Below are 16,745 nucleotides of genomic sequence, written 5' to 3' on the forward strand. Positions count from 1 at the left end.
GCCATGACGGCACCGCAGCTCCCCGGGTGCGTCCGGCATCCGGACCGGCCCACCGGCCTGAGCTGCACCCGCTGCGGCCGCCCGGCGTGCCCGGAGTGCCTCCGGGACGCGCCGGTGGGCCGGCAGTGCGTCGACTGCGTGCACGAGGGGCAGCGCACGGTCCGGCGAGGTCGCACGGTGGCCGGTGCCTCGCGCGGTGGCCGCCGCCCGGTGGTCGTGCCGGTCCTCACGGCGCTCAACGTCGCCCTGTTCGTGCTCACGGCCGCGCAGGCGGGCAGCATCGGCTCCAACAACCGCTCCGCGCTGTTCCAGGAGTGGGTGCTGGTGCCGGGGCTCGTCGCGGGCGGTGACTGGTGGCGCCCGCTCACCTCGGGCTTCCTGCACTACGGGCCGCTGCACCTGGTCTTCAACATGCTGGCCCTGTGGTGGCTCGGGCGTGAGCTCGAGCCGGTCCTGGGCCGGGCCCGGTTCCTCGCCGTCTACCTCGTGTCGCTGCTCGGCGGCTCCGCGGCGGTGATGCTGTTCTCGCCCGCGAACTCGCTGGTCGCCGGTGCGTCCGGGGCGGTGTTCGGGCTGATGGGCGCCATGTTCGTGATCATCCGACGGCTGCAGCTCCCGGCCGGGCAGATCGTGGGCCTGGTCGTGGTGAACCTCGTGATCAGCGTGGTGGTGCCCGGGATCTCGCTGATGGGCCACGTGGGCGGGCTGCTGCTCGGCGCCGCCGCCACCGCCCTGCTGGTCTCCCTGCGAGATCGCCGGACCCTGCAGCTCTCCGGGCTGGCCGTGCTCACCCTGGTCGTGCTCACCGTGATCGCCACCCGGGCCGCGGCCGTGTCCTTCGTCTGACGGCCCGCGGCGGGTGGCCCGGGGAACGACGTCGGTCCCCCGGCCCCCCGAGGGTCACTCCGGCTTGCTGCACCCGCAACCGGTCGAGCAGCCGTCGGTGCCGCGCATCGGACTCCTGGCGATCATGATGATCTCCTCTCGGGTCGGTCCTCCGAGCGTAGGAAGCCGGGTGGGCGCGGGGCGATACCCCGCCCAGGGCACCGGTGACCGCAGGCGGTGAGGCCGGCTAGGCCGAACGGGTCGGCACGTACGGGAGCAGGATCTCCGCGACGTCCTCGGGGTCCGCATCGAGGTCCAGCCGCCCGAACACCGCGAGCCGCTCGTCGCCGCCGACGAGCATGTCGATCTCGAGCTGGCTCGTCTCGCGGCCGAACCGGCGGGTGCGGTAGACCCGCACTCGCTGCACCGCCGTCCAGTCGACCGCGCGGGTTCCGGTGAGCCCGCGGATCTCCAGGCCGTGCCCGTGGACGGCGAGCCGCGGCCGCACGATCGTGCCGTGCAGCGCCATGAAGCCGAGCGCCGCCGCAGCGACCCCGGCCAACAGGCGCCCGGCCGGGTCCCCGCCGCCTACGAGCAGCGTGACGAACCAGGCCGCGGCCCCGGTGAAGAGCACCCACGCGAGCCCGACGAGCCCGCGGCGCGGTGCCCACGATCGGTCACCCATGGTAGCTGAGAGAGTTATCCACAGAGCCTGTCCACAGTGGGGATGAACTACACCGTTGTCATTAGGGCTGTTCAGCGGGCTGCGGGTCGACAAAAGCCCAGGATCACCCTCGGTTACCGCCAGCGCATCGACATGAGCAGCGCGATCACGATGAGGCCGAAGCCGATGAGGAAGTTGAAGCCGCCGAGGGCGCCCATGAACGGGATCGAGTCCCGGCCGAGGTAGTCCGTGATGAGCCAGGCCAGCCCGAGCAGCCCGACCCCCAGCATGATCCCCACGTACGCGGGATGGGTGGGGCCCTTGACCTTCACCGGGCGCCGGTCCTGCGTCGGCGGGGTGTAGGCGGCCTTCTTACGAACCTTGGACTTGGGCATCAGGACCTCGCGAACGGAGACGGGACCCGCCCACGATATCGCGCGCCACCGACCCTCTCGGCATCGTGGAGCCACCACTGTCGTCTGAGGGGCTCAGAACGACAGTGGTGGCTCCACGATGCGGGCGGGCTAGACGCGTGCGGTGAGGGCCGCCACCTCGGCAGAGAGCGCCTCGACCGTGGCCTCCGGGACCTCGTGGCCTGCGGTGGCCAGCCAGTTCGCCAGCATGCGGTGGCCGCCCTGGGTCAGCACGGACTCGGGGTGGAACTGCACGCCTTCGATGGGCAGGTCCTTGTGCCGGACCGCCATGATCAGACCGGAGTCGGTGCGCCCGGTGACCTCGAGCTCCACCGGCAGCGTGTCCGGCCGGATCGACAGCGAGTGGTAGCGGGTGGCGGTGAAGGGCGAGGGCAGCCCGCGCAGCACGCCGACGCCCTCGTGGCTGACCTGCGACGTCTTGCCGTGCAGCAGCTCGGGGGCCCGCTCCACGACCCCGCCCCACGCCACCCCGATGGCCTGGTGGCCGAGGCACACCCCGAGCAGCGGGAGGTTCCGCTCGCCCGCCGCGCGGATCACGTCGATGCTGCGGCCCGCCTCCTCCGGCGTGCCCGGACCGGGGCTGACCAGCACCGCGCCCACCTCGTCGAGCTCCGTGAGCTCCGGCGACAACGCGTCGTTGCGGAGCACGACGGGCTCCACCCCGAGCTGCGCCAGGTACTGGACGAGGTTGTAGACGAAGCTGTCGTAGTTGTCGACGACGAGGACGCGCATCAGTTGTTGTTCCCGAATCCGTTGCCGCGGAACTGGCCGACGACGACCGTGATCTCGTCGTCCGGGTCCATCGAGGAGCCTGCGGACGGGCTGGTCGAGATCACGACATTGTTCTGGGACTGGTCCTGCACCTGCTGACCGGTCAGGTTGTAGTTGCGGATCCCCGCGGCGTTCAGCTCCTGGACGGCCTCGGAGGCGGACTTGCCCACCACGTTCGGCACCTGGACCTGGTTGCCGCGCGAGAGCGACAGCGTGATCGTGGTGCCCGGCGCGACCCGGGTGCCCGCGGACGGGTTGGTCTGCACGACCGTGCCCTGCTGCCCGCCGCCGTCGACCTGCTGGGTCTGGACCTGCGTGAAACCGGACTGGGCGAGCGTCTGCTTGGCCTGGTCCTCGGACTGGCCGGTCACGTCCGGCACCTGCACGGTGGTCTGCTTCGTCCCGACGACGACGGCGACCGGGCTGCCACCCGGTGCGTCCACCCCGGCGGCGGGCGTCGACTGGATGATCTTGCCGATCTGGCTGGAGTCCGAGGTCTCCTGGGTGCTCTGCTCGCCGAGCTTGAGGCCGCGCTGCTCCAGGAGCGTCTGCGCCTCCTGCACGGTCTTGCCGGTCAGCGCGGGGACGGTGGCCGACGCGGGCCCGGTGCCGACGTAGATGGTGACCCGGGTGCGCTCGGCGACCTGGACGCCCGACCCGGGGTCGGTGCGGGTGACCTTGCCGGTCTGCGCCACCTCCGAGGGTTCCTGTCGAAGGTCGGCCAGCAGCCCGGCGTTCGTGATCGCCGCCCGCGCGGCGTCGGGGTCCTGCCCCGCGACCTGGGGCACCGCGACCTGGGCGGGCTGGGCGTTCGGCCCGAACAGCGCGTAGGCGCCGAACCCGAGCAGCCCCAACACCGCGAGCACGGCCACGACGATGCCGATCGTGCGGCCGGTCCGCTTCGGCGGGTCCTCGTCCTCCCAGGACTGGACCGCGGCGGGCGCGTGCCGGCCGCCGCCGGAGATCCGCCGCGTGGCGGCGGTCTGCTCGGCGAGCAGCGCGGTGCGCTCGTCCTCGCTCATCACCATCGGCGCGAGCGGCTGCTGCCCGTTCCGCACCCGGATCAGGTCGGCCCGCATCTCGGCGGCCGACTGGTACCGGTTGACCGGGTTCTTCGACAGCGCCTTGAGGATCACCGCGTCGAGCGCCGGGGGGATCTGCGGGTTGACGTCCGACGGGCGCCGGGGGTCCTCCCGCACGTGCTGGTAGGCCACCGCGACCGGGGTGTCACCGGTGAACGGCGGCTCCCCGGTGAGCAGCTCGAACAGCACACAGCCCGCCGCGTAGACGTCCGACCGGGCGTCCACCTGCTCGCCGCGCGCCTGCTCCGGGGAGAGGTACTGCGCGGTGCCGATCACGGCCGCGGTCTGCGTGACGTTCTGCCCCTCGCCCAGCGCGCGGGCGATGCCGAAGTCCATCACCTTCACCGCGCCGTTGCGGGTGATCATGATGTTGGCGGGCTTCACGTCCCGGTGGATGATGTTGTGCCGGTGGCTGAAGTCCAGCGCCGCGCACACGTCCGCCATGACCTCGATGACGCGCTGCTGGGACAGCGGACCGGTGCTCTTGACGATCTCGCGCAGGGTCTGCCCGTCGACGAACTCCATCACGATGTACGGCAGCGGGCCGAACTCGCTCTGGGTCTCGCCGGTGTCGTAGACCGCGACGATCGCCGGGTGGTTCAGGGCGGCGGCGTTCTGGGCCTCACGGCGGAACCGCAGCTGGAACTGCGGGTCGCGGGCGAGGTCGGCGCGCAGCACCTTGATCGCCACGTCACGACCCAGACGCGTGTCCATCCCGCGGTGGACCTCGGACATGCCGCCGTAGCCGAGCGTGTCGCCCAGCTGGTAGCGCTCGGAGAGCAGCTTGGGGGTGGTCATCGAGTCCGGTTCCTGAGGGGGCGGGGGGTGTGGCTCATCATGCCGGTATCCGATGTGGTGGCGCTGCCCACCCACCCCCGCGCTGCGCCGGATCGGCCGCTCCGAGGGCTCACCGGACCTCCTCCGTGTCGTGGGACGTGTTGTCGAACGCGATCGTGCGACCGTCCGGCCCGACGGTGTCCGCCGAACGGGCGAGAACGACCCCCCGGCGCGTCACGCTACCCGCCGCGTCCGCCGGGCGTGCCCCCGATCCGAGGGACAGCGCGGCAGGCGTCGCAGGCACCTCCGTGCCGCCCTCCGCCCGGTCGCCGAACAGGGCCGGGATCGTGAGCACCGCCACGACGATCGCGGCGACGATGAGGACCACGAACGCGACGAGCAGCGCCGTGCCCCCCGCCCCGCGCGTCGGTTTGGCGACCAGCCGCAGCGGTTCGGTCGGCGGGGCGGGCGGGACGTTGTGGTAGGTCGGGCGCACCGGCCGGGGCGGCAGGGGCGGGCCGGGTGTGGGCCGGGGCCGCGGGGCCTCGGCCGGGCGCTCCGGGCGCTCGGCCGCCGCGGTCCGGACCGTCTCCTCGACGCCGGAGACGTCCGAGGCACCGGGGACACCGGGGCCCCCGGAGGCGTCCGAGACGTCCGGCGAGTCGGTGGTCCGCTCCGGTCCCGGAGTGGGGGGCCCGGTCGGCGGCGCGACGCGGGCGGGCCCGGAGTCCGGCGTCTCGGCGCGGGGCCGGCCCACCCCCGGGGACACCGGCGGTGGTGCGGGGCGGCTCGGGGTGCCCGTGGCCCGCTGCTCGCCCGAGACGGTGCCCGGCGCCTCGACGGCACCCGCCCGGGTCGACCGCGCCGGGCCGGAGCGGGTCGGGGTCGACTGGCCGCGACCGTCGGAGCGCCCGCGGCGCTTGCGCTTGCGCGGCGGGGTCTGCTCCCGCTCCGGCGCGGGCGGCGCGGCGTCGGGCAGCTGCAGGCCCTGCGCGACCATCCGCGCGGGGGTGGGGAGGTCCTCGTCCCGCCGGATCGCGGCGACGGCGGCGGCCAGCTCGGCACCGTCGGCGTAGCGCTTCTCCGGGTCCTTGACCAGGATCGTCTCGATCAGCCTGCGGACCTTCCACGGCACGCTGTCCGGCAGCGGCGGCGGTGCGTCCCGGACCTGCATCATCGCGACGGCGACCGCGTTCTCCGCGCGGAAGGGCCGGTGCCCGGCCAGGCACTCGTACCCGACGATGCCCAGCGAGTAGACGTCCCCCTCCGGGCCGGCCTCCCCGCCGCTGGCCTGCTCGGGGGCGATGTAGTGCGCCGTGCCCATCACCATTCCCGTCCGGGTGACGGGAACGGCGTTGGCGGCCTTGGCGATGCCGAAATCGGTGAGCTTCACCGTGCCGTCGACCCGGATGAGGATGTTCCCGGGCTTGACGTCCCGGTGGACGAACCCGCGCTCGTGCGCCGCGTCGAGCGAGTGCGCGGCCTGCTCCATCACCCGCAGCGTCTCGGTGGGCTCCATCGGCCCGCGGGCGATGACGGCCGAGAGGGGCTCGCCGCGGACCAGCTCCATCACCAGGTAGGCGGTGCGGCGGCCGTCCGCGGTGACCTCGTCCTCGCCGTAGTCGTGGATCGCGGCGATGCCGGAGTGGTTCAGCGAGGCCACCGTGCGCGCCTCGATGCGGAAGCGGTGGAGGAACTCGTCGTCGTCGGAGAGCTCGGCGCGCAGCACCTTGACGGCGACGGTGCGGCCGAGCCGCTCGTCCACGGCCTCCCAGACCTCGCCCATGCCGCCGACGGCGATGCGCCGCTCGAGCTCGTAGCGCCCGGCGATCCGCCCACCGGCGGTCAGGCCTCCCGTGTTCGCGGCGGTCACTGGCCCCCCCGCAGCGCCTCCGCGATGACCGCCCGGCCGATCGGGGCGGCCACGGACCCACCGGTCGCCTCGAGCGCGCGGTCGCCGCCGTTCTCGACCAGCACGGCCACCGCCACCTGGGGGTTCTCGGCCGGGGCGAAGGCCACGTACCAGGCGTGCGGCGGGGTGTTCTTCGGGTCGGTGCCGTGCTCGGCGGTGCCCGTCTTCGAGGCGATCTGGACGCCGGTGATCTTGCCGCCGCCGGACGTCCGGTTCTCGGAGCCGATCATCAGGTCGGTGAGCGTGGCGGCCACGCTCGCGGGCATGGACGTGCCGATCCGGTCCGGCTCCGTGGTGTCGATGACGTCGAGGTCCGGGCCCTGCACCTCCTTGACCAGGTGCGGGGCCATGGTCTGGCCGCCGTTGGCGATGGAGGCGACGATCATCGCGTTCTGCAGCGGGGTGAGCCGCACGTCCCGCTGGCCGATGCTCGACTGCTGCACCGCCGCGGTGTCCGGCAGGTCGCCCACGCCCGAGGCCGTGACCGGCATGGGGATGGACAGGTCCGACCGCCCGATGCCGAAGGCGTCCGCCTGGGCGCGCAGCTTGTCCGCGCCGAGCTCGCCGCCGAGCTGCGCGAACGCGGTGTTGCAGGAGCGCGCGAGGGCCTCGCGCAGCGACGCGGTCTGGCCGGTGCCGCACTGGGTGCCCGCGTAGTTCTCCAGGGTGGTGTTCGTGCCGGTCAGCGTGATGTTCGGGGCCGCGGTGAGCTGGCTGTCCGGGGTGTAGCCGTTCTGCAGCGCCGCCGCGGTGTCCACCAGCTTGAACGTGGAGCCCGGGGGGTAGGTCTGGTCGATCGCGCGGTTGGTCAGGGTGGCGGGGTCGGCGGCGTTGTCCGCCTTCCAGGCCTCCTGCTGGGTCGCGGTGTTGTGGCTGGCGAGGGGGTTCGGGTCGAACGACGGCGTGGACGCCATGGCCAGGATCTCCCCGGTCTTCGGCGCGATGGCCACGACCGACCCGGTGTAGCCGCGGCGGCTCAGCTCGTCGTAGGCGCGCTCCTGCACCGCGGGCTTCGTGGTGAGCACGACGTTCCCGCCCGCCGGGTCCCGCCCGGTGATCAGGTCCGAGAGCCTGCGGGCGAAGAGCCGGTCGTCGCTGCCGTTGAGCACGGGGTCGGCGTAGCGCTCCAGGCCGCTGGAGCTGTAGATCACCGAGTAGTACCCGGTGATCGGCGACCAGACGGGGCCCGCCGGGTACTGGCGCTGGTACTGCAGCCGGTCGTCGGTCTCGACGCTCTGCGCCACGACCTGCCCGTCCGCGGAGATCTGGCCCCGCTTGCGGGCGTACTCGGCGAGCAGCACGCGCTGGTTGCGGGGGTCGTCCCGGTAGTCCCCGGCCTTGACGACCTGCACATAGGTCAGGTTGCCCAGCAGCAGCAGGATCAGCACCATGACGGCGACGGCGATGCGCCGGATCGGGGTGTTCACGCGCCCGGCCCCTGGGTCGGGCGGGGGACGAGCTCCGTGCCCGCGTCCGCGATCGGGACCGCGGGCGCGGCCGGGCGCCGGGTCAGGGGCGCGCGGGCGGCGTTGGAGATGCGCAGCAGCAGCGCCACCAGGGCGTAGTTGGCGAGCAGCGAGGACCCGCCGTAGGACAGGAACGGCAGCGTCAGCCCGGTCAGCGGGATCAGCTTGGTGACCCCGCCGATGACGACGAAGCACTGCAGCGCCACCGAGAACGCCAGGCCGGTGGCCAGCAGCTTGCCGAAGTTGTCCCGCACGGCGAGCGCGCTGCGCAGGCCGCGGGTGATCAGCACCAGGTAGACGATCAGGATCGAGGCCAGGCCGATCAGCCCGAGCTCCTCGCCGAGGGAGGAGAAGATGAAGTCGCTCTCCGCGAACGGCACCAGGTCGGGGCGGCCCGCGCCCAGCCCGGTGCCGCCGACGCCCCCGGTGCCGAGCCCGAACAGGGCCTGCGCGATCTGGTAGCCGCGGTTGTCGTAGTCGGTGAACGGGTCCAGCCACACCTCGACGCGCACCTGGACGTGCCCGAACAGCTGGTAGGCGATGAACGCGCCCACCGCGAAGATGCTCAGGCCGATGACCAGCCACGACACCCGCTCGGTGGCGGCGTAGAGCAGCACCAGGACCATGCCGAAGATCAGCAGCGAGGAGCCCAGGTCCCGCTCGAAGACGAGGATGACGACCGAGAGGCCCCAGGCGACGAGCAGCGGCGCGAGGTCGCGCGCCCGCGGCAGCTCCATGCCGAGGAACCGGCGCCCTGCGCCCGCGAACAGGTCCCGCTTCTGCACCAGGTACGCGGAGAAGAAGATGATCAGCAGGATCTTCGCGAACTCACCGGGCTGGATGCCGGCGCCGCCGATCCGGATCCACAGCTTGGCGCCGTTGACCTCGGAGATCGACGACGGCAGCACACCCGGAAGGGCCAGCAGGACCAGGCCCGCGAGCCCGCAGGTGAAGCCGTAGCGGGCGAGCGTGCGGTGGTCCTTGACCCGCCACAGCACCGCGATGAACAGCGCCAGCCCGAGCGCCGTCCACAGGATCTGGCGGAAGACCAGGGAGTCCGGGGGGTCCTGGCCGAGCAATGCCGCCCGGTCCGCGTCGGCCAGGTCCAAACGGTGGATCATGACCAGGCCGAGCCCGTTGAGCAGGCCGACCGACGGCAGGATCAGCGGGTCCGCGTACGGCGCGAACCGCCGCACCGCGAGGTGCGCGAGCCCCAGCACCACCAGGTACGCCAGCCCCACATAGAGCAGCGTGGGGGTGAGCTCCTGCTCCTGGTTCGCCTCGACCAGCACCAGCGCCGAGGTGACGATCACGACCGAGAACACGAGCAGCAGCAGCTCGATCGTGCGCCCGGTCGGGAGAGCGGGCGGGTCCGCGCGGTTGCCGGCGCCTGCGGCTCGGCTGATCTCGGGGGCCGCCATCAGCTCGCCGGCCGGCAGGTGATCCCCGGTTCGGGGGTCACGGTCGGGAGCGGCGTGCTGTCGACGGGGGGAGCGTTCGGGTCGGTCGGGTTCGTGGGCTGGGCGACCGCGGGTGTCGGATCGGGGCAGACGGGGAGCATGCGGGCCTGCAGGCGGGAGACGGTCGCGCGCGCGCCGTCCAGCCCGTCGCTGGCGGGGAGGCCGCCGCGAACCTGGTTGCGGGCCTCCTCCGGCAGGTCGGACAGCGTGAAGGTGGCCCGCTCGGCCACGGTCTGCAGCGGGATGCCCAGCACGCTGCCGCGCACCCCCTGGTAGACGACGACCTGGTCGCCCTCGGTGCCGACGTAGTACTGCTGCAGCACCCAGCTGCGGGCCAGGAACCCGCCGACCACCAGCAGCGCGACGATCCCGGCGACGACCAGCCCGACGCGCAGGCCGGTGCGGCGGCGCGGCCCGTCCGGTTCGGCCGGGGCGGTGGCCTGCACCCGCTGGGGGAGCGCGCGCGGAAGCGTGGTCGCGGACGCGCGGCCCGCGGAGGTGTCCTGGCTGACCAGCCCGTCGTCGCTGCCGTCGCCCGCGGCGCCGCCGATGATCGGGTCGTAGTCGCCGTAGTCCACGTCCAGGACGTCCGCGACGATGCAGGTGATGTTGTCCGGCCCGCCGCCGCGCAGGGCCAGCTCGATCAGCCGGTCCGCGCACTCGCGCGGATCGGCGTAGGAGCGCAGCGTCTCGGCCAGGGTCTCGTCGCTGACCGGGCCGGACAGCCCGTCGGAGCAGAGCAGGTAGCGATCGCCCGCGCGGGACTCGCGGATGGTGAGCGACGGCTCGACCTCGGCGCCGGTGATCGCGCGCAGCAGCAGGGAACGCTGCGGGTGGGAGTGCGCCTCGTCCTCGGTGATCCGGCCCTCGTCGATCAGCGACTGGACGAACGTGTCGTCCTTCGTGATCTGCGAGAACACCCCGTCCCGCAGCTGGTAACAGCGCGAGTCACCGACGTGGACCAGGCCGAGCCGGGTGCCCGCGAACAGCATCGCGGTGAGCGTGGTGCCCATCCCCTCGAGATCGGGGGACTCGGCGACGTGCCGGGTGATGGCGGCGTTGCCCGCGAACGTGGCGTCCCGCAGCTCGGCCAGCAGGTCGTCGCTCGGCTGGTCCTCGTCCAACGGGGCCAGCGCGGAGATCACCAGCGACGAGGCGACCTCGCCCGCGGCGTGTCCGCCCATCCCGTCGGCGAGCGCGAGCAGCCGCGGACCGGCGTAGACCGCGTCCTGGTTGTTCTGCCGGACGAGCCCGCGATCGCTGCGGGCGGAGTAGCGCAGGACCAGCGTCATGAGCGCAGCTCGATCACCGTCTTGCCGATACGGACAGGGGCGCCCAGGGGCACCCGGGTGGGTCCGGTGACCTTAGCCCGGTCCAGGTAGGTCCCGTTCGTCGACCCGAGGTCCTCCACGTACCACTCCTCGCCCTGCCTGCTGATGCGCGCGTGCCGGGTCGAGGCGTAGTCGTCGTCCAGCTTCAGGGTGGAGTCGTCCGCCCGGCCGATGAGGATCGGCCGCGCGTCCAGCGTGATCCGGGTGCCCGCGAGCGGGCCCTGCGTGACGATGAGCTGGCGGGGTGTGCGGCTGCGCCCGGACCGGGCGGTGACCCGCCCGCCGCCCGGCAGCACCGCCCGCAGCCCGGAGGCCGCGTAGAGGTCCGACCGCACCACCCGGAGGGCGACCAGCACGAACAGCCACAGCAGGGCGAGGAATCCCGCTCTGGTCAGCTGTAGCACCAACTCGGGCACGCGCCGGTGACTCCTTCTTCAGGCATGGGGACGGCAGGGTCGGTGCAGAGTACCGACCCCGTGCACGTCCCCCGGTCGGGCGGTCAGCCCTGGGTGCGGAAGACCAGGCTCGAGTGGCCCACGCGGATGACGTCCCCGTCCGTGAGCTGCCACTGCTGCACCGGGTTGCCGTTCACCGTGGTGCCGTTGGTGGAGCCGAGGTCGGACAGGGTGGCGCCGCGCCCGTCGAACGAGACCTCCAGGTGCCGCCGGGACACACCGGTGTCCGGGAGGCGGAAGTTGGAGTCCTGCCCGCGGCCGATGACGTGGGTGCCCTCGGTCAGCTGGTAGCTGCGGCCCGAGCCGTCGTCCAGGGTCAGCGAGGCCTGCAGCTGCGGCTGGCCGTAGCCGGGCTGGCCGCCCCAACCCTGCTGCTGGCCGTAGCCGCCCTGGTCGTAGCCGCCGTCGTAGCCCTGGTCGTACTGCTGGCCGCCGTAGCCCTGCTGGCCGCCGCCGTAGCCGCCGCCCTGCTGGTAGCCCTGGTCGTAGCCCTGGGGCTGGCCGTAGCCGGGCTGGCCGTAGCCGCCCTGCTGGTAGCCCTGGTCGTAGCCGCCCTGCTGGCCGCCGTAGTTCGGCTGGCCGCCGTAGCCCTGCTGGTCGTAGCCGCCCTGCTGGGGCTGGCCGTAGCCCTGCTGGCCGTAACCACCCTGGTCGTAGCCGCCCTGCGGGGCGCCGTAGCCCTGCTGGTCGTAGCCGCCCTGCTGGGGCTGGCCGCCGTACTGCTGGCCGTACCCCTGCTGGTCGTAGCCCTGCTGCCCCGGCTGCTGCCCGTAGCCGCCCTGCGGGGGCTGCTGGCCGTAGCCCTGCTCGCCCTGCTGGGGCGCGTAGGTCTGCTGGCCGTAGGGGGCGTTGCCACGGTCGTAGCCGTACTGCCCGTTCTCCTCGGGGTGGCCCGGTTGCTGGCTCATGGGTGCATCCTCTGCGTTGCGTTCTGGTACGGCGATCCGACGGGAGGCGTCGGGGTCGACGGCCGAGCGGGTGCGGAACTGTCCCGTGTGCAGCGCCTCGGAGCGCTCCAGGAAGACTACGACCTCGCCGTAGGTGTCCCATCCCTGGTCGGCGAGTTGTGCGGCGACGTGCGCGGAGAGCGAGTCGACGACCCCCGCGGTGTCCCCCGCCATGCGATCGAGATCGGCGGGGCTGAGCTGGACGGTGTAGCGGTTGGGGGCCAGGATCCGGCCGCCGGCCAACTGCCGACGGTTGTCCTCGGCCTCCTGCAACAGCGCCTGCGCCACCTCCTGGGGGACGACACTGCCACCGAAGACCCGTGCGAAGGCATCGCCCACCATCCCTTGCAGACGGCGCTCGAAGCGATCGACAGGACCCACTCGATCTCCCTTTCCTCACCGCGCGGCGTGTTACCGGCTGCCCCGATCGTATCCGTGGTAGGTCGCGGGCCGGTGACACCCGACCCGGTGGTGCGGTGACCGTCCGCCCGCGCGCGCTGGACGATCACGCCGTCGAGGCCGGGGGGACCCCCCTGCTCGGGGTGATCCGGTGGTCGTGCTAGCTTTTCCCCCGTCGCTCGGGCGAGTGGCGGAATGGCAGACGCGCACGGTTCAGGTCCGTGTGTCCGAAAGGACGTGAGGGTTCAACTCCCTCCTCGCCCACCAGATCCCCCGGATCAGCTCTGAAGGCCCGCCGCGTGCGGGCCTTCGGTCGTTCAGGGGCCCCCTTGCTGCGCCGAATGGTAGGTGTCGACCTCCTGTGGCGCGGCACTACCCGCGCATGGCGGGCCGGTCGGGATGGTCGGCCATGACCAGCACGTCCGCCTCGCCGGAGGGGTCCCGTTCGCGCTCGTAGCGCTCGAAGACGGGCAGGGTCCAGCGCTCCTCGGGCGGGGTCCGCCGCCCGAGCGCGGCCCGGCCCATGTGCAGGTGCGCGACCAGCTCGACCGGCAGGCCGCGGCCCAGCAGCAGGGACCCGCTGAGCACCACGACGCCCTCGTCGCCCAGGTCCGCGTACTCCGCGCGGTAGGCCCGGTCCCGCTCGGCGTCCCAGAGCCGCGGCAGCACCGGGCCGTCCCCGAGGACCTCGCGCAGCAGGGCGCCGACGTCCAGCCAGCCGTCGAGGAACATGTCCTCGTCGTGGTGGCCGTACTCCAGCCGCAGCGAGGCGGGGCGCAGGAAGTCCCGGGCGCGCACCGCGACCGCGGCGCGCCCGCGCAGCCGCAGCTCCTCCGCGACCGCCGCGCCGAGCCCGTCCGGGTCCGCGGGCGGCGGCCCGTCGACGATCACCCGGACCCGACCGGAGAGCTTCTCGGCGCGGGCCGCCAGCTCGTCGGCGAGGGCCTCCCGCGTGGTGGGGCGGAAGCTCACTCGGGGCTCCTCAGGCTCACTGCCGGTAGTTCTCCACCACCGACGCGTCCCGGGTCTGCGCCTCGTCCGGGTCCTGGCCCGCGGCCCGGCGGGCGTCCCGCTGCCGGAGCAGGTCCCAGCACCGGTCGAGGTCCACGTTGATCTGGTCGAGGCGGGCCTTCTCCTCGTCGGACAGCGGGGTGCCCACGTGCGCCCGCTCCAGCCGGTGCTCCTCGTCGACCAGTTCGGTGATCCGGTGTCGAAGCCCTTCGTCTGCCATGTGGGCCACACTAGCCCGGTGACCCCAGGCGCAAACCGTCGTTCCGCGGGCTGACCGCATGGAGCAGGGTGGCTCGCTGGTGCGGGCGCTGCGGGTGCTCGAGGCCGTGTCGGCGCTGGGCGACGGGGTCACGGCCAAGGCCGTCGCGCGGCGGCTCGGGTGCCCCCTGCCCACGGCCTACCGGACCCTCGGCACCCTGGTCGAGGAGGGGTACCTGGTGCGGCTGCACGAGGTGCGCGGCTACGGGCTCGGCTACAAGGTCGCCGAGCTGCACCGCGGGCTGGTCGGGCAGGTGCGCCCCGCGCCGGAGGTCCGCGCGGCGGTGCACGCCGTCCACGAGGAGGCCGGGGCCGCGGCCTACCTCGCCGTCCTGCGGGACGACGCGGTCGTCGTCGCCCACGTCGACCTGTGCACCGACCATCCCGGCAGGCTCGGGCTGCGGGTCGGCGAGCCCGCGCCGCCGCACGCCACGGCCCTGGGTCGGGCCCTGCTCGCGGACATGACCGCCGCCACGGTCACCGCGATCGTCGGCAGCGGCGGGTTGCCCGCCTTCACCCCGCGCACCGTGGCCCACCGCTCCGGGCTCGACCGCGAGCTGCACCGCGTGCGCAGCGCGGGGGCGGCCATCGCGGTGGAGGAGTTCCACCGCGAGGTCGCGGAGATCGCCGTCGCGCGCGGCACGGCGGCGGTGGGGGTCGCGGTGTCGCGGTCGGACTTCACCGCGCGCCGGGCGCGGCTGGAGGAGATCGTGCGCGCCGGGGCCGACCGGGTCGGGGAGGCCCTGCGCGCGCGTCCCGTTCCCTGAGCGCGGCCCGGCCCTCCGGCGCTACGGTCTGCCCATGGCGCCCCGTACCGAGCCCCCGTTCCGCGCCGACCACGTCGGCTCCCTGCTCCGACCGAAGGAGCTCCTCGACGCCAGGGCGGCGGGATCGCCCGACCTGCGGGCGATCGAGGACGCCGCCATCCGGGACGTCGTGCGCATGCAGGAGGACCTCGGCCTGCGCGCCGCCACGGACGGCGAGTTCCGCCGCACGTCGTGGCACATGGACTTCATCTACGGCCTCGGCGGCGTCACGCAGACGGACGAGCAGATCCGGGTCCGCATGGTCAACGCCGAGGGCGAGAACTCGTTCACCAGCGCCGGGCTGGCGATCACCTCGCCGATCGAGCTCCGCGAGCCGATCTTCGCGGACGCCTTCACGTTCCTCCGCGACACCGTCACCACCGCCACGCCGAAGCTGACGATCCCGAGCCCGAGCATGGTCCACTACCGCGGCGGCACGGCCGCCATCGACCCGGCCGTCTACCCGGACGTCGAGCAGTTCTGGGCCGACCTGTCCGCCGCCTACGCGGACGAGGTGCGCGCGCTGGGCGAGCTCGGCTGCCGCTACCTGCAGCTCGACGACACCAGCCTCGCCTACCTCAACGACCCCGCCCAGCGCGCCGCCCACTCCGACGCCGACCACCTGCGCTACATCCGGCAGATCAACGCGGCGATCGCCGACCGGCCCGCGGACATGCGCGTCACCACGCACATGTGCCGCGGCAACTACCGCTCGTCGTGGGCGGCGGAGGGCGGGTACGACTACGTCGCGGAGGCCCTCTTCGGCGAGCTCGCCGTGGACGGCTTCTTCCTCGAGTTCGACGACGAGCGCTCCGGTGGCTTCGCCCCGCTGCGGTTCGTGCCGCCGGGCAAGCAGGTGGTGCTGGGGCTGGTCACCACGAAGAACGGGCGGCTGGAGTCGGCGGACGCGCTCAAGCGCCGGATCGACGAGGCGGCCCGCTACGTCCCGCTCGACCAGCTGTGCCTGTCCCCGCAGTGCGGCTTCTCGTCGACCGTGGAGGGCAACGCGTTGACGATCGAGGAGGAGCAGGCCAAGCTGCGGCTGATCGTGCAGGTCGCCGAGGAGGTCTGGGGTGCCCTATGACGAGGGTCTGGCCGAGCGGCTCCGAGACCTCGTCCCCGACGCGGTGGAGAAGCGGATGTTCGGCGGGCTCGCGTTCCTGGTGAACGGGCACATGGCCGTCTGCGCCTCCGGCCGCGGCGGGCTGATGGTGCGGGTGGACCCGAAGGAGGCCCCCGCGCTGCTGGAGCGGCCGAACGCGTCGCGCATGGTCATGGGTGGCCGGGAGATGGACGGCTGGCTGCGCGTGGTCGGCTCGCCCGAGGCGGACGAGGTCCCGGATCTCGCGTTCTGGGTGGACGAGGGCGTGGCCTACGTGCACACCCTGCCGCCGAAATGAGCTCCCCGGAGGGCTGGGGCGCCCCGTTGTACGAGGTGGTCCTGCGCGGGATCCCGGAGGGCTCCACCGTGCTGGACGTCGGGTGCGGGCCCGGCGTGTTCGCCGCGTTCGCCGAGTCCTGCGGCATGCGGGTGACCGGTCTGGACTCCAGCCGGGCGGCGTTGGCGCAGGCCGAGAAGACCGCGCCCACGGCACGGTTCGTGCTCGGCGACGCCCACCAGCTCGAGGGCGCGTACGACCTGGTCGCGCTGGTCCAGGTGCTCGCGCACGTCACCAACCCGGTCAAGGTGCTGCAGGAGGCGGCCCGGGTCGGGGGCCGGGTGCGGGCGACGGTCTGGGGCCGCGAGGAGGAGTCGGACATCCGCCTGTTCGGCGAGGCGCTCGAGCCGTTCCTCCCGCCCCGTTCGCAGCGCCGCACGCCCGCGGGCCCGCCGCCGTTGACCGAGCCGGACCGGTTCCGCAAGGTCGCGGGCCTGGCCGGGCTCGAGGTCCTCGCCCTCGACGAGGTGCGCAGCCCGTTCGCCTACCCGGACGAGGACGCCCTGGTCGGACCGCTGCTGCAGTCCGATCTCGGCCGGTTCGCGGCGAACCGGGCGGGGCCCGCCGCCGTCCGGGAGGCCGTCCTGGCGACCTTCGCGCCGCGGCGGGTGGGGGCGGGTTACCGGCTGGAGAACCTCTTCCGGGTCATGGACGCCGTCCCGGCCCGTGCGCGGTAAGTGGTGCTCTGGCACCACTTACCACTCACGA

The 16,745-nt window shown here is 73.4% G+C and carries 17 protein-coding genes and 1 tRNA gene; 6 read left to right on the forward strand and 12 right to left on the reverse strand.

Features of this window, described 5'->3' with window-relative positions:
- Positions 1-3: 3 nt before the first annotated feature.
- Positions 4-846: a rhomboid family intramembrane serine protease gene (locus tag BLS43_RS09935; protein ID WP_093080794.1), complete on the forward strand. Its 843-nt coding sequence runs from the start codon at positions 4-6 to the stop codon at positions 844-846.
- 226 nt (positions 847-1,072) lie between these two features.
- Here BLS43_RS09935 and BLS43_RS09940 read toward each other — a convergent pair whose 3' ends face one another.
- The 10 genes from BLS43_RS09940 to BLS43_RS09985 all read right to left on the reverse strand — a co-directional run bounded on the left by BLS43_RS09940 (position 1,073) and on the right by BLS43_RS09985 (position 12,505).
- Positions 1,073-1,510, reverse strand: a complete 438-nt coding sequence (locus tag BLS43_RS09940; RefSeq protein WP_093080803.1) for a PH domain-containing protein — start codon at positions 1,508-1,510, stop codon at positions 1,073-1,075.
- A 113-nt stretch (positions 1,511-1,623) separates the two neighbouring features.
- Positions 1,624-1,884 (reverse strand): cell division protein CrgA, encoded by a 261-nt coding sequence (crgA, locus tag BLS43_RS09945; protein WP_093080809.1) that lies wholly within the window; start codon positions 1,882-1,884, stop codon positions 1,624-1,626.
- 129 nt (positions 1,885-2,013) lie between these two features.
- Entirely contained in the window at positions 2,014-2,655 is a 642-nt protein-coding gene (locus BLS43_RS09950) for an aminodeoxychorismate/anthranilate synthase component II (protein WP_093080814.1), read from the reverse strand.
- Positions 2,655-4,574, reverse strand: coding sequence for a Stk1 family PASTA domain-containing Ser/Thr kinase (gene pknB / locus BLS43_RS09955; RefSeq protein ID WP_093080819.1), 1,920 nt, complete (start codon positions 4,572-4,574; stop codon positions 2,655-2,657). Before pknB ends, BLS43_RS09950 begins: the two co-directional genes overlap by 1 nt.
- A gap of 109 nt (positions 4,575-4,683) precedes the next feature.
- Positions 4,684-6,426: a serine/threonine-protein kinase gene (locus BLS43_RS31970; RefSeq protein WP_425438534.1), complete on the reverse strand. Its 1,743-nt coding sequence runs from the start codon at positions 6,424-6,426 to the stop codon at positions 4,684-4,686.
- Positions 6,423-7,892 carry a peptidoglycan D,D-transpeptidase FtsI family protein gene (locus BLS43_RS09965; protein ID WP_093080824.1) on the reverse strand — a complete coding sequence of 490 codons (1,470 nt, stop codon included), beginning with the start codon at positions 7,890-7,892 and terminating at the stop codon, positions 6,423-6,425. The genes BLS43_RS31970 and BLS43_RS09965 overlap by 4 nt, the downstream gene beginning before the upstream one ends.
- On the reverse strand, positions 7,889-9,352 hold the full coding sequence (locus BLS43_RS09970) for an FtsW/RodA/SpoVE family cell cycle protein (protein WP_093080829.1): 1,464 nt from the start codon (positions 9,350-9,352) through the stop codon (positions 7,889-7,891). The genes BLS43_RS09965 and BLS43_RS09970 overlap by 4 nt, the downstream gene beginning before the upstream one ends.
- Positions 9,352-10,683, reverse strand: a complete 1,332-nt coding sequence (locus BLS43_RS09975; RefSeq protein WP_093080834.1) for a PP2C family protein-serine/threonine phosphatase — start codon at positions 10,681-10,683, stop codon at positions 9,352-9,354. The genes BLS43_RS09970 and BLS43_RS09975 overlap by 1 nt, the downstream gene beginning before the upstream one ends.
- Complete coding sequence (locus BLS43_RS09980) at positions 10,680-11,138, reverse strand: FHA domain-containing protein FhaB/FipA (protein WP_093080839.1); 459 nt, start codon at positions 11,136-11,138, stop codon at positions 10,680-10,682. Before BLS43_RS09980 ends, BLS43_RS09975 begins: the two co-directional genes overlap by 4 nt.
- 83 nt (positions 11,139-11,221) lie before the next feature.
- Entirely contained in the window at positions 11,222-12,505 is a 1,284-nt protein-coding gene (locus BLS43_RS09985; protein ID WP_093080843.1) for an FHA domain-containing protein, read from the reverse strand.
- 199 nt (positions 12,506-12,704) lie between these two features.
- On the opposite strand from BLS43_RS09985, the gene BLS43_RS09990 reads away from it, so the two are divergent.
- Positions 12,705-12,790, forward strand: a tRNA-Leu gene (locus BLS43_RS09990).
- Between the two features lie 105 nt (positions 12,791-12,895).
- Here BLS43_RS09990 and BLS43_RS09995 read toward each other — a convergent pair.
- Both BLS43_RS09995 and BLS43_RS10000 read right to left on the reverse strand, forming a co-directional pair.
- Positions 12,896-13,495, reverse strand: coding sequence for a nucleoside/nucleotide kinase family protein (locus BLS43_RS09995; RefSeq protein WP_093080848.1), 600 nt, complete (start codon positions 13,493-13,495; stop codon positions 12,896-12,898).
- Between the two features lie 16 nt (positions 13,496-13,511).
- On the reverse strand, positions 13,512-13,754 hold the full coding sequence (locus tag BLS43_RS10000) for a DUF2630 family protein (protein WP_093081334.1): 243 nt from the start codon (positions 13,752-13,754) through the stop codon (positions 13,512-13,514).
- Positions 13,755-13,812: 58 nt separating this feature from the next.
- Between BLS43_RS10000 and BLS43_RS10005 the strand changes: the two genes are divergently transcribed.
- Genes BLS43_RS10005 through BLS43_RS10020 form a run of 4 tightly spaced genes read left to right on the forward strand, consistent with a single transcriptional unit; the run spans position 13,813 to position 16,714 of the window.
- Positions 13,813-14,559 carry an IclR family transcriptional regulator gene (locus tag BLS43_RS10005; protein WP_093080853.1) on the forward strand — a complete coding sequence of 249 codons (747 nt, stop codon included), beginning with the start codon at positions 13,813-13,815 and terminating at the stop codon, positions 14,557-14,559.
- 34 nt (positions 14,560-14,593) lie between these two features.
- Positions 14,594-15,682: a 5-methyltetrahydropteroyltriglutamate--homocysteine S-methyltransferase gene (locus tag BLS43_RS10010; RefSeq protein ID WP_093080858.1), complete on the forward strand. Its 1,089-nt coding sequence runs from the start codon at positions 14,594-14,596 to the stop codon at positions 15,680-15,682.
- Positions 15,672-15,998 carry a TfoX/Sxy family protein gene (locus BLS43_RS10015; RefSeq protein WP_093080863.1) on the forward strand — a complete coding sequence of 109 codons (327 nt, stop codon included), beginning with the start codon at positions 15,672-15,674 and terminating at the stop codon, positions 15,996-15,998. Before BLS43_RS10010 ends, BLS43_RS10015 begins: the two co-directional genes overlap by 11 nt.
- Positions 15,995-16,714, forward strand: coding sequence for a class I SAM-dependent methyltransferase (locus BLS43_RS10020; protein WP_093080868.1), 720 nt, complete (start codon positions 15,995-15,997; stop codon positions 16,712-16,714). Before BLS43_RS10015 ends, BLS43_RS10020 begins: the two co-directional genes overlap by 4 nt.
- The last annotated feature ends 31 nt before the right edge of the window (positions 16,715-16,745 follow it).

Origin of the sequence: Pseudonocardia oroxyli (assembly GCF_900102195.1) — a bacterium.
Lineage (GTDB): Bacteria > Actinomycetota > Actinomycetes > Mycobacteriales > Pseudonocardiaceae > Pseudonocardia > Pseudonocardia oroxyli.

Bases quoted from the DNA above. Each gene is read 5' to 3' on its own strand.
- BLS43_RS09935 (WP_093080794.1), top strand. From the start codon at position 4: ATGACGGCACCGCAGCTCCCCGGGTGCGTCCGGCATCCGGACCGGCCC.
- BLS43_RS09940 (WP_093080803.1), bottom strand. From the start codon at position 1,510: ATGGGTGACCGATCGTGGGCACCGCGCCGCGGGCTCGTCGGGCTCGCG.
- crgA (WP_093080809.1), bottom strand. From the start codon at position 1,884: ATGCCCAAGTCCAAGGTTCGTAAGAAGGCCGCCTACACCCCGCCGACG.
- BLS43_RS09950 (WP_093080814.1), bottom strand. From the start codon at position 2,655: ATGCGCGTCCTCGTCGTCGACAACTACGACAGCTTCGTCTACAACCTC.
- pknB (WP_093080819.1), bottom strand. From the start codon at position 4,574: ATGACCACCCCCAAGCTGCTCTCCGAGCGCTACCAGCTGGGCGACACG.
- BLS43_RS09970 (WP_093080829.1), bottom strand. From the start codon at position 9,352: ATGGCGGCCCCCGAGATCAGCCGAGCCGCAGGCGCCGGCAACCGCGCG.
- BLS43_RS09975 (WP_093080834.1), bottom strand. From the start codon at position 10,683: ATGACGCTGGTCCTGCGCTACTCCGCCCGCAGCGATCGCGGGCTCGTC.
- BLS43_RS10000 (WP_093081334.1), bottom strand. From the start codon at position 13,754: ATGGCAGACGAAGGGCTTCGACACCGGATCACCGAACTGGTCGACGAG.
- BLS43_RS10005 (WP_093080853.1), top strand. From the start codon at position 13,813: ATGGAGCAGGGTGGCTCGCTGGTGCGGGCGCTGCGGGTGCTCGAGGCC.
- BLS43_RS10010 (WP_093080858.1), top strand. From the start codon at position 14,594: ATGGCGCCCCGTACCGAGCCCCCGTTCCGCGCCGACCACGTCGGCTCC.
- BLS43_RS10020 (WP_093080868.1), top strand. From the start codon at position 15,995: ATGAGCTCCCCGGAGGGCTGGGGCGCCCCGTTGTACGAGGTGGTCCTG.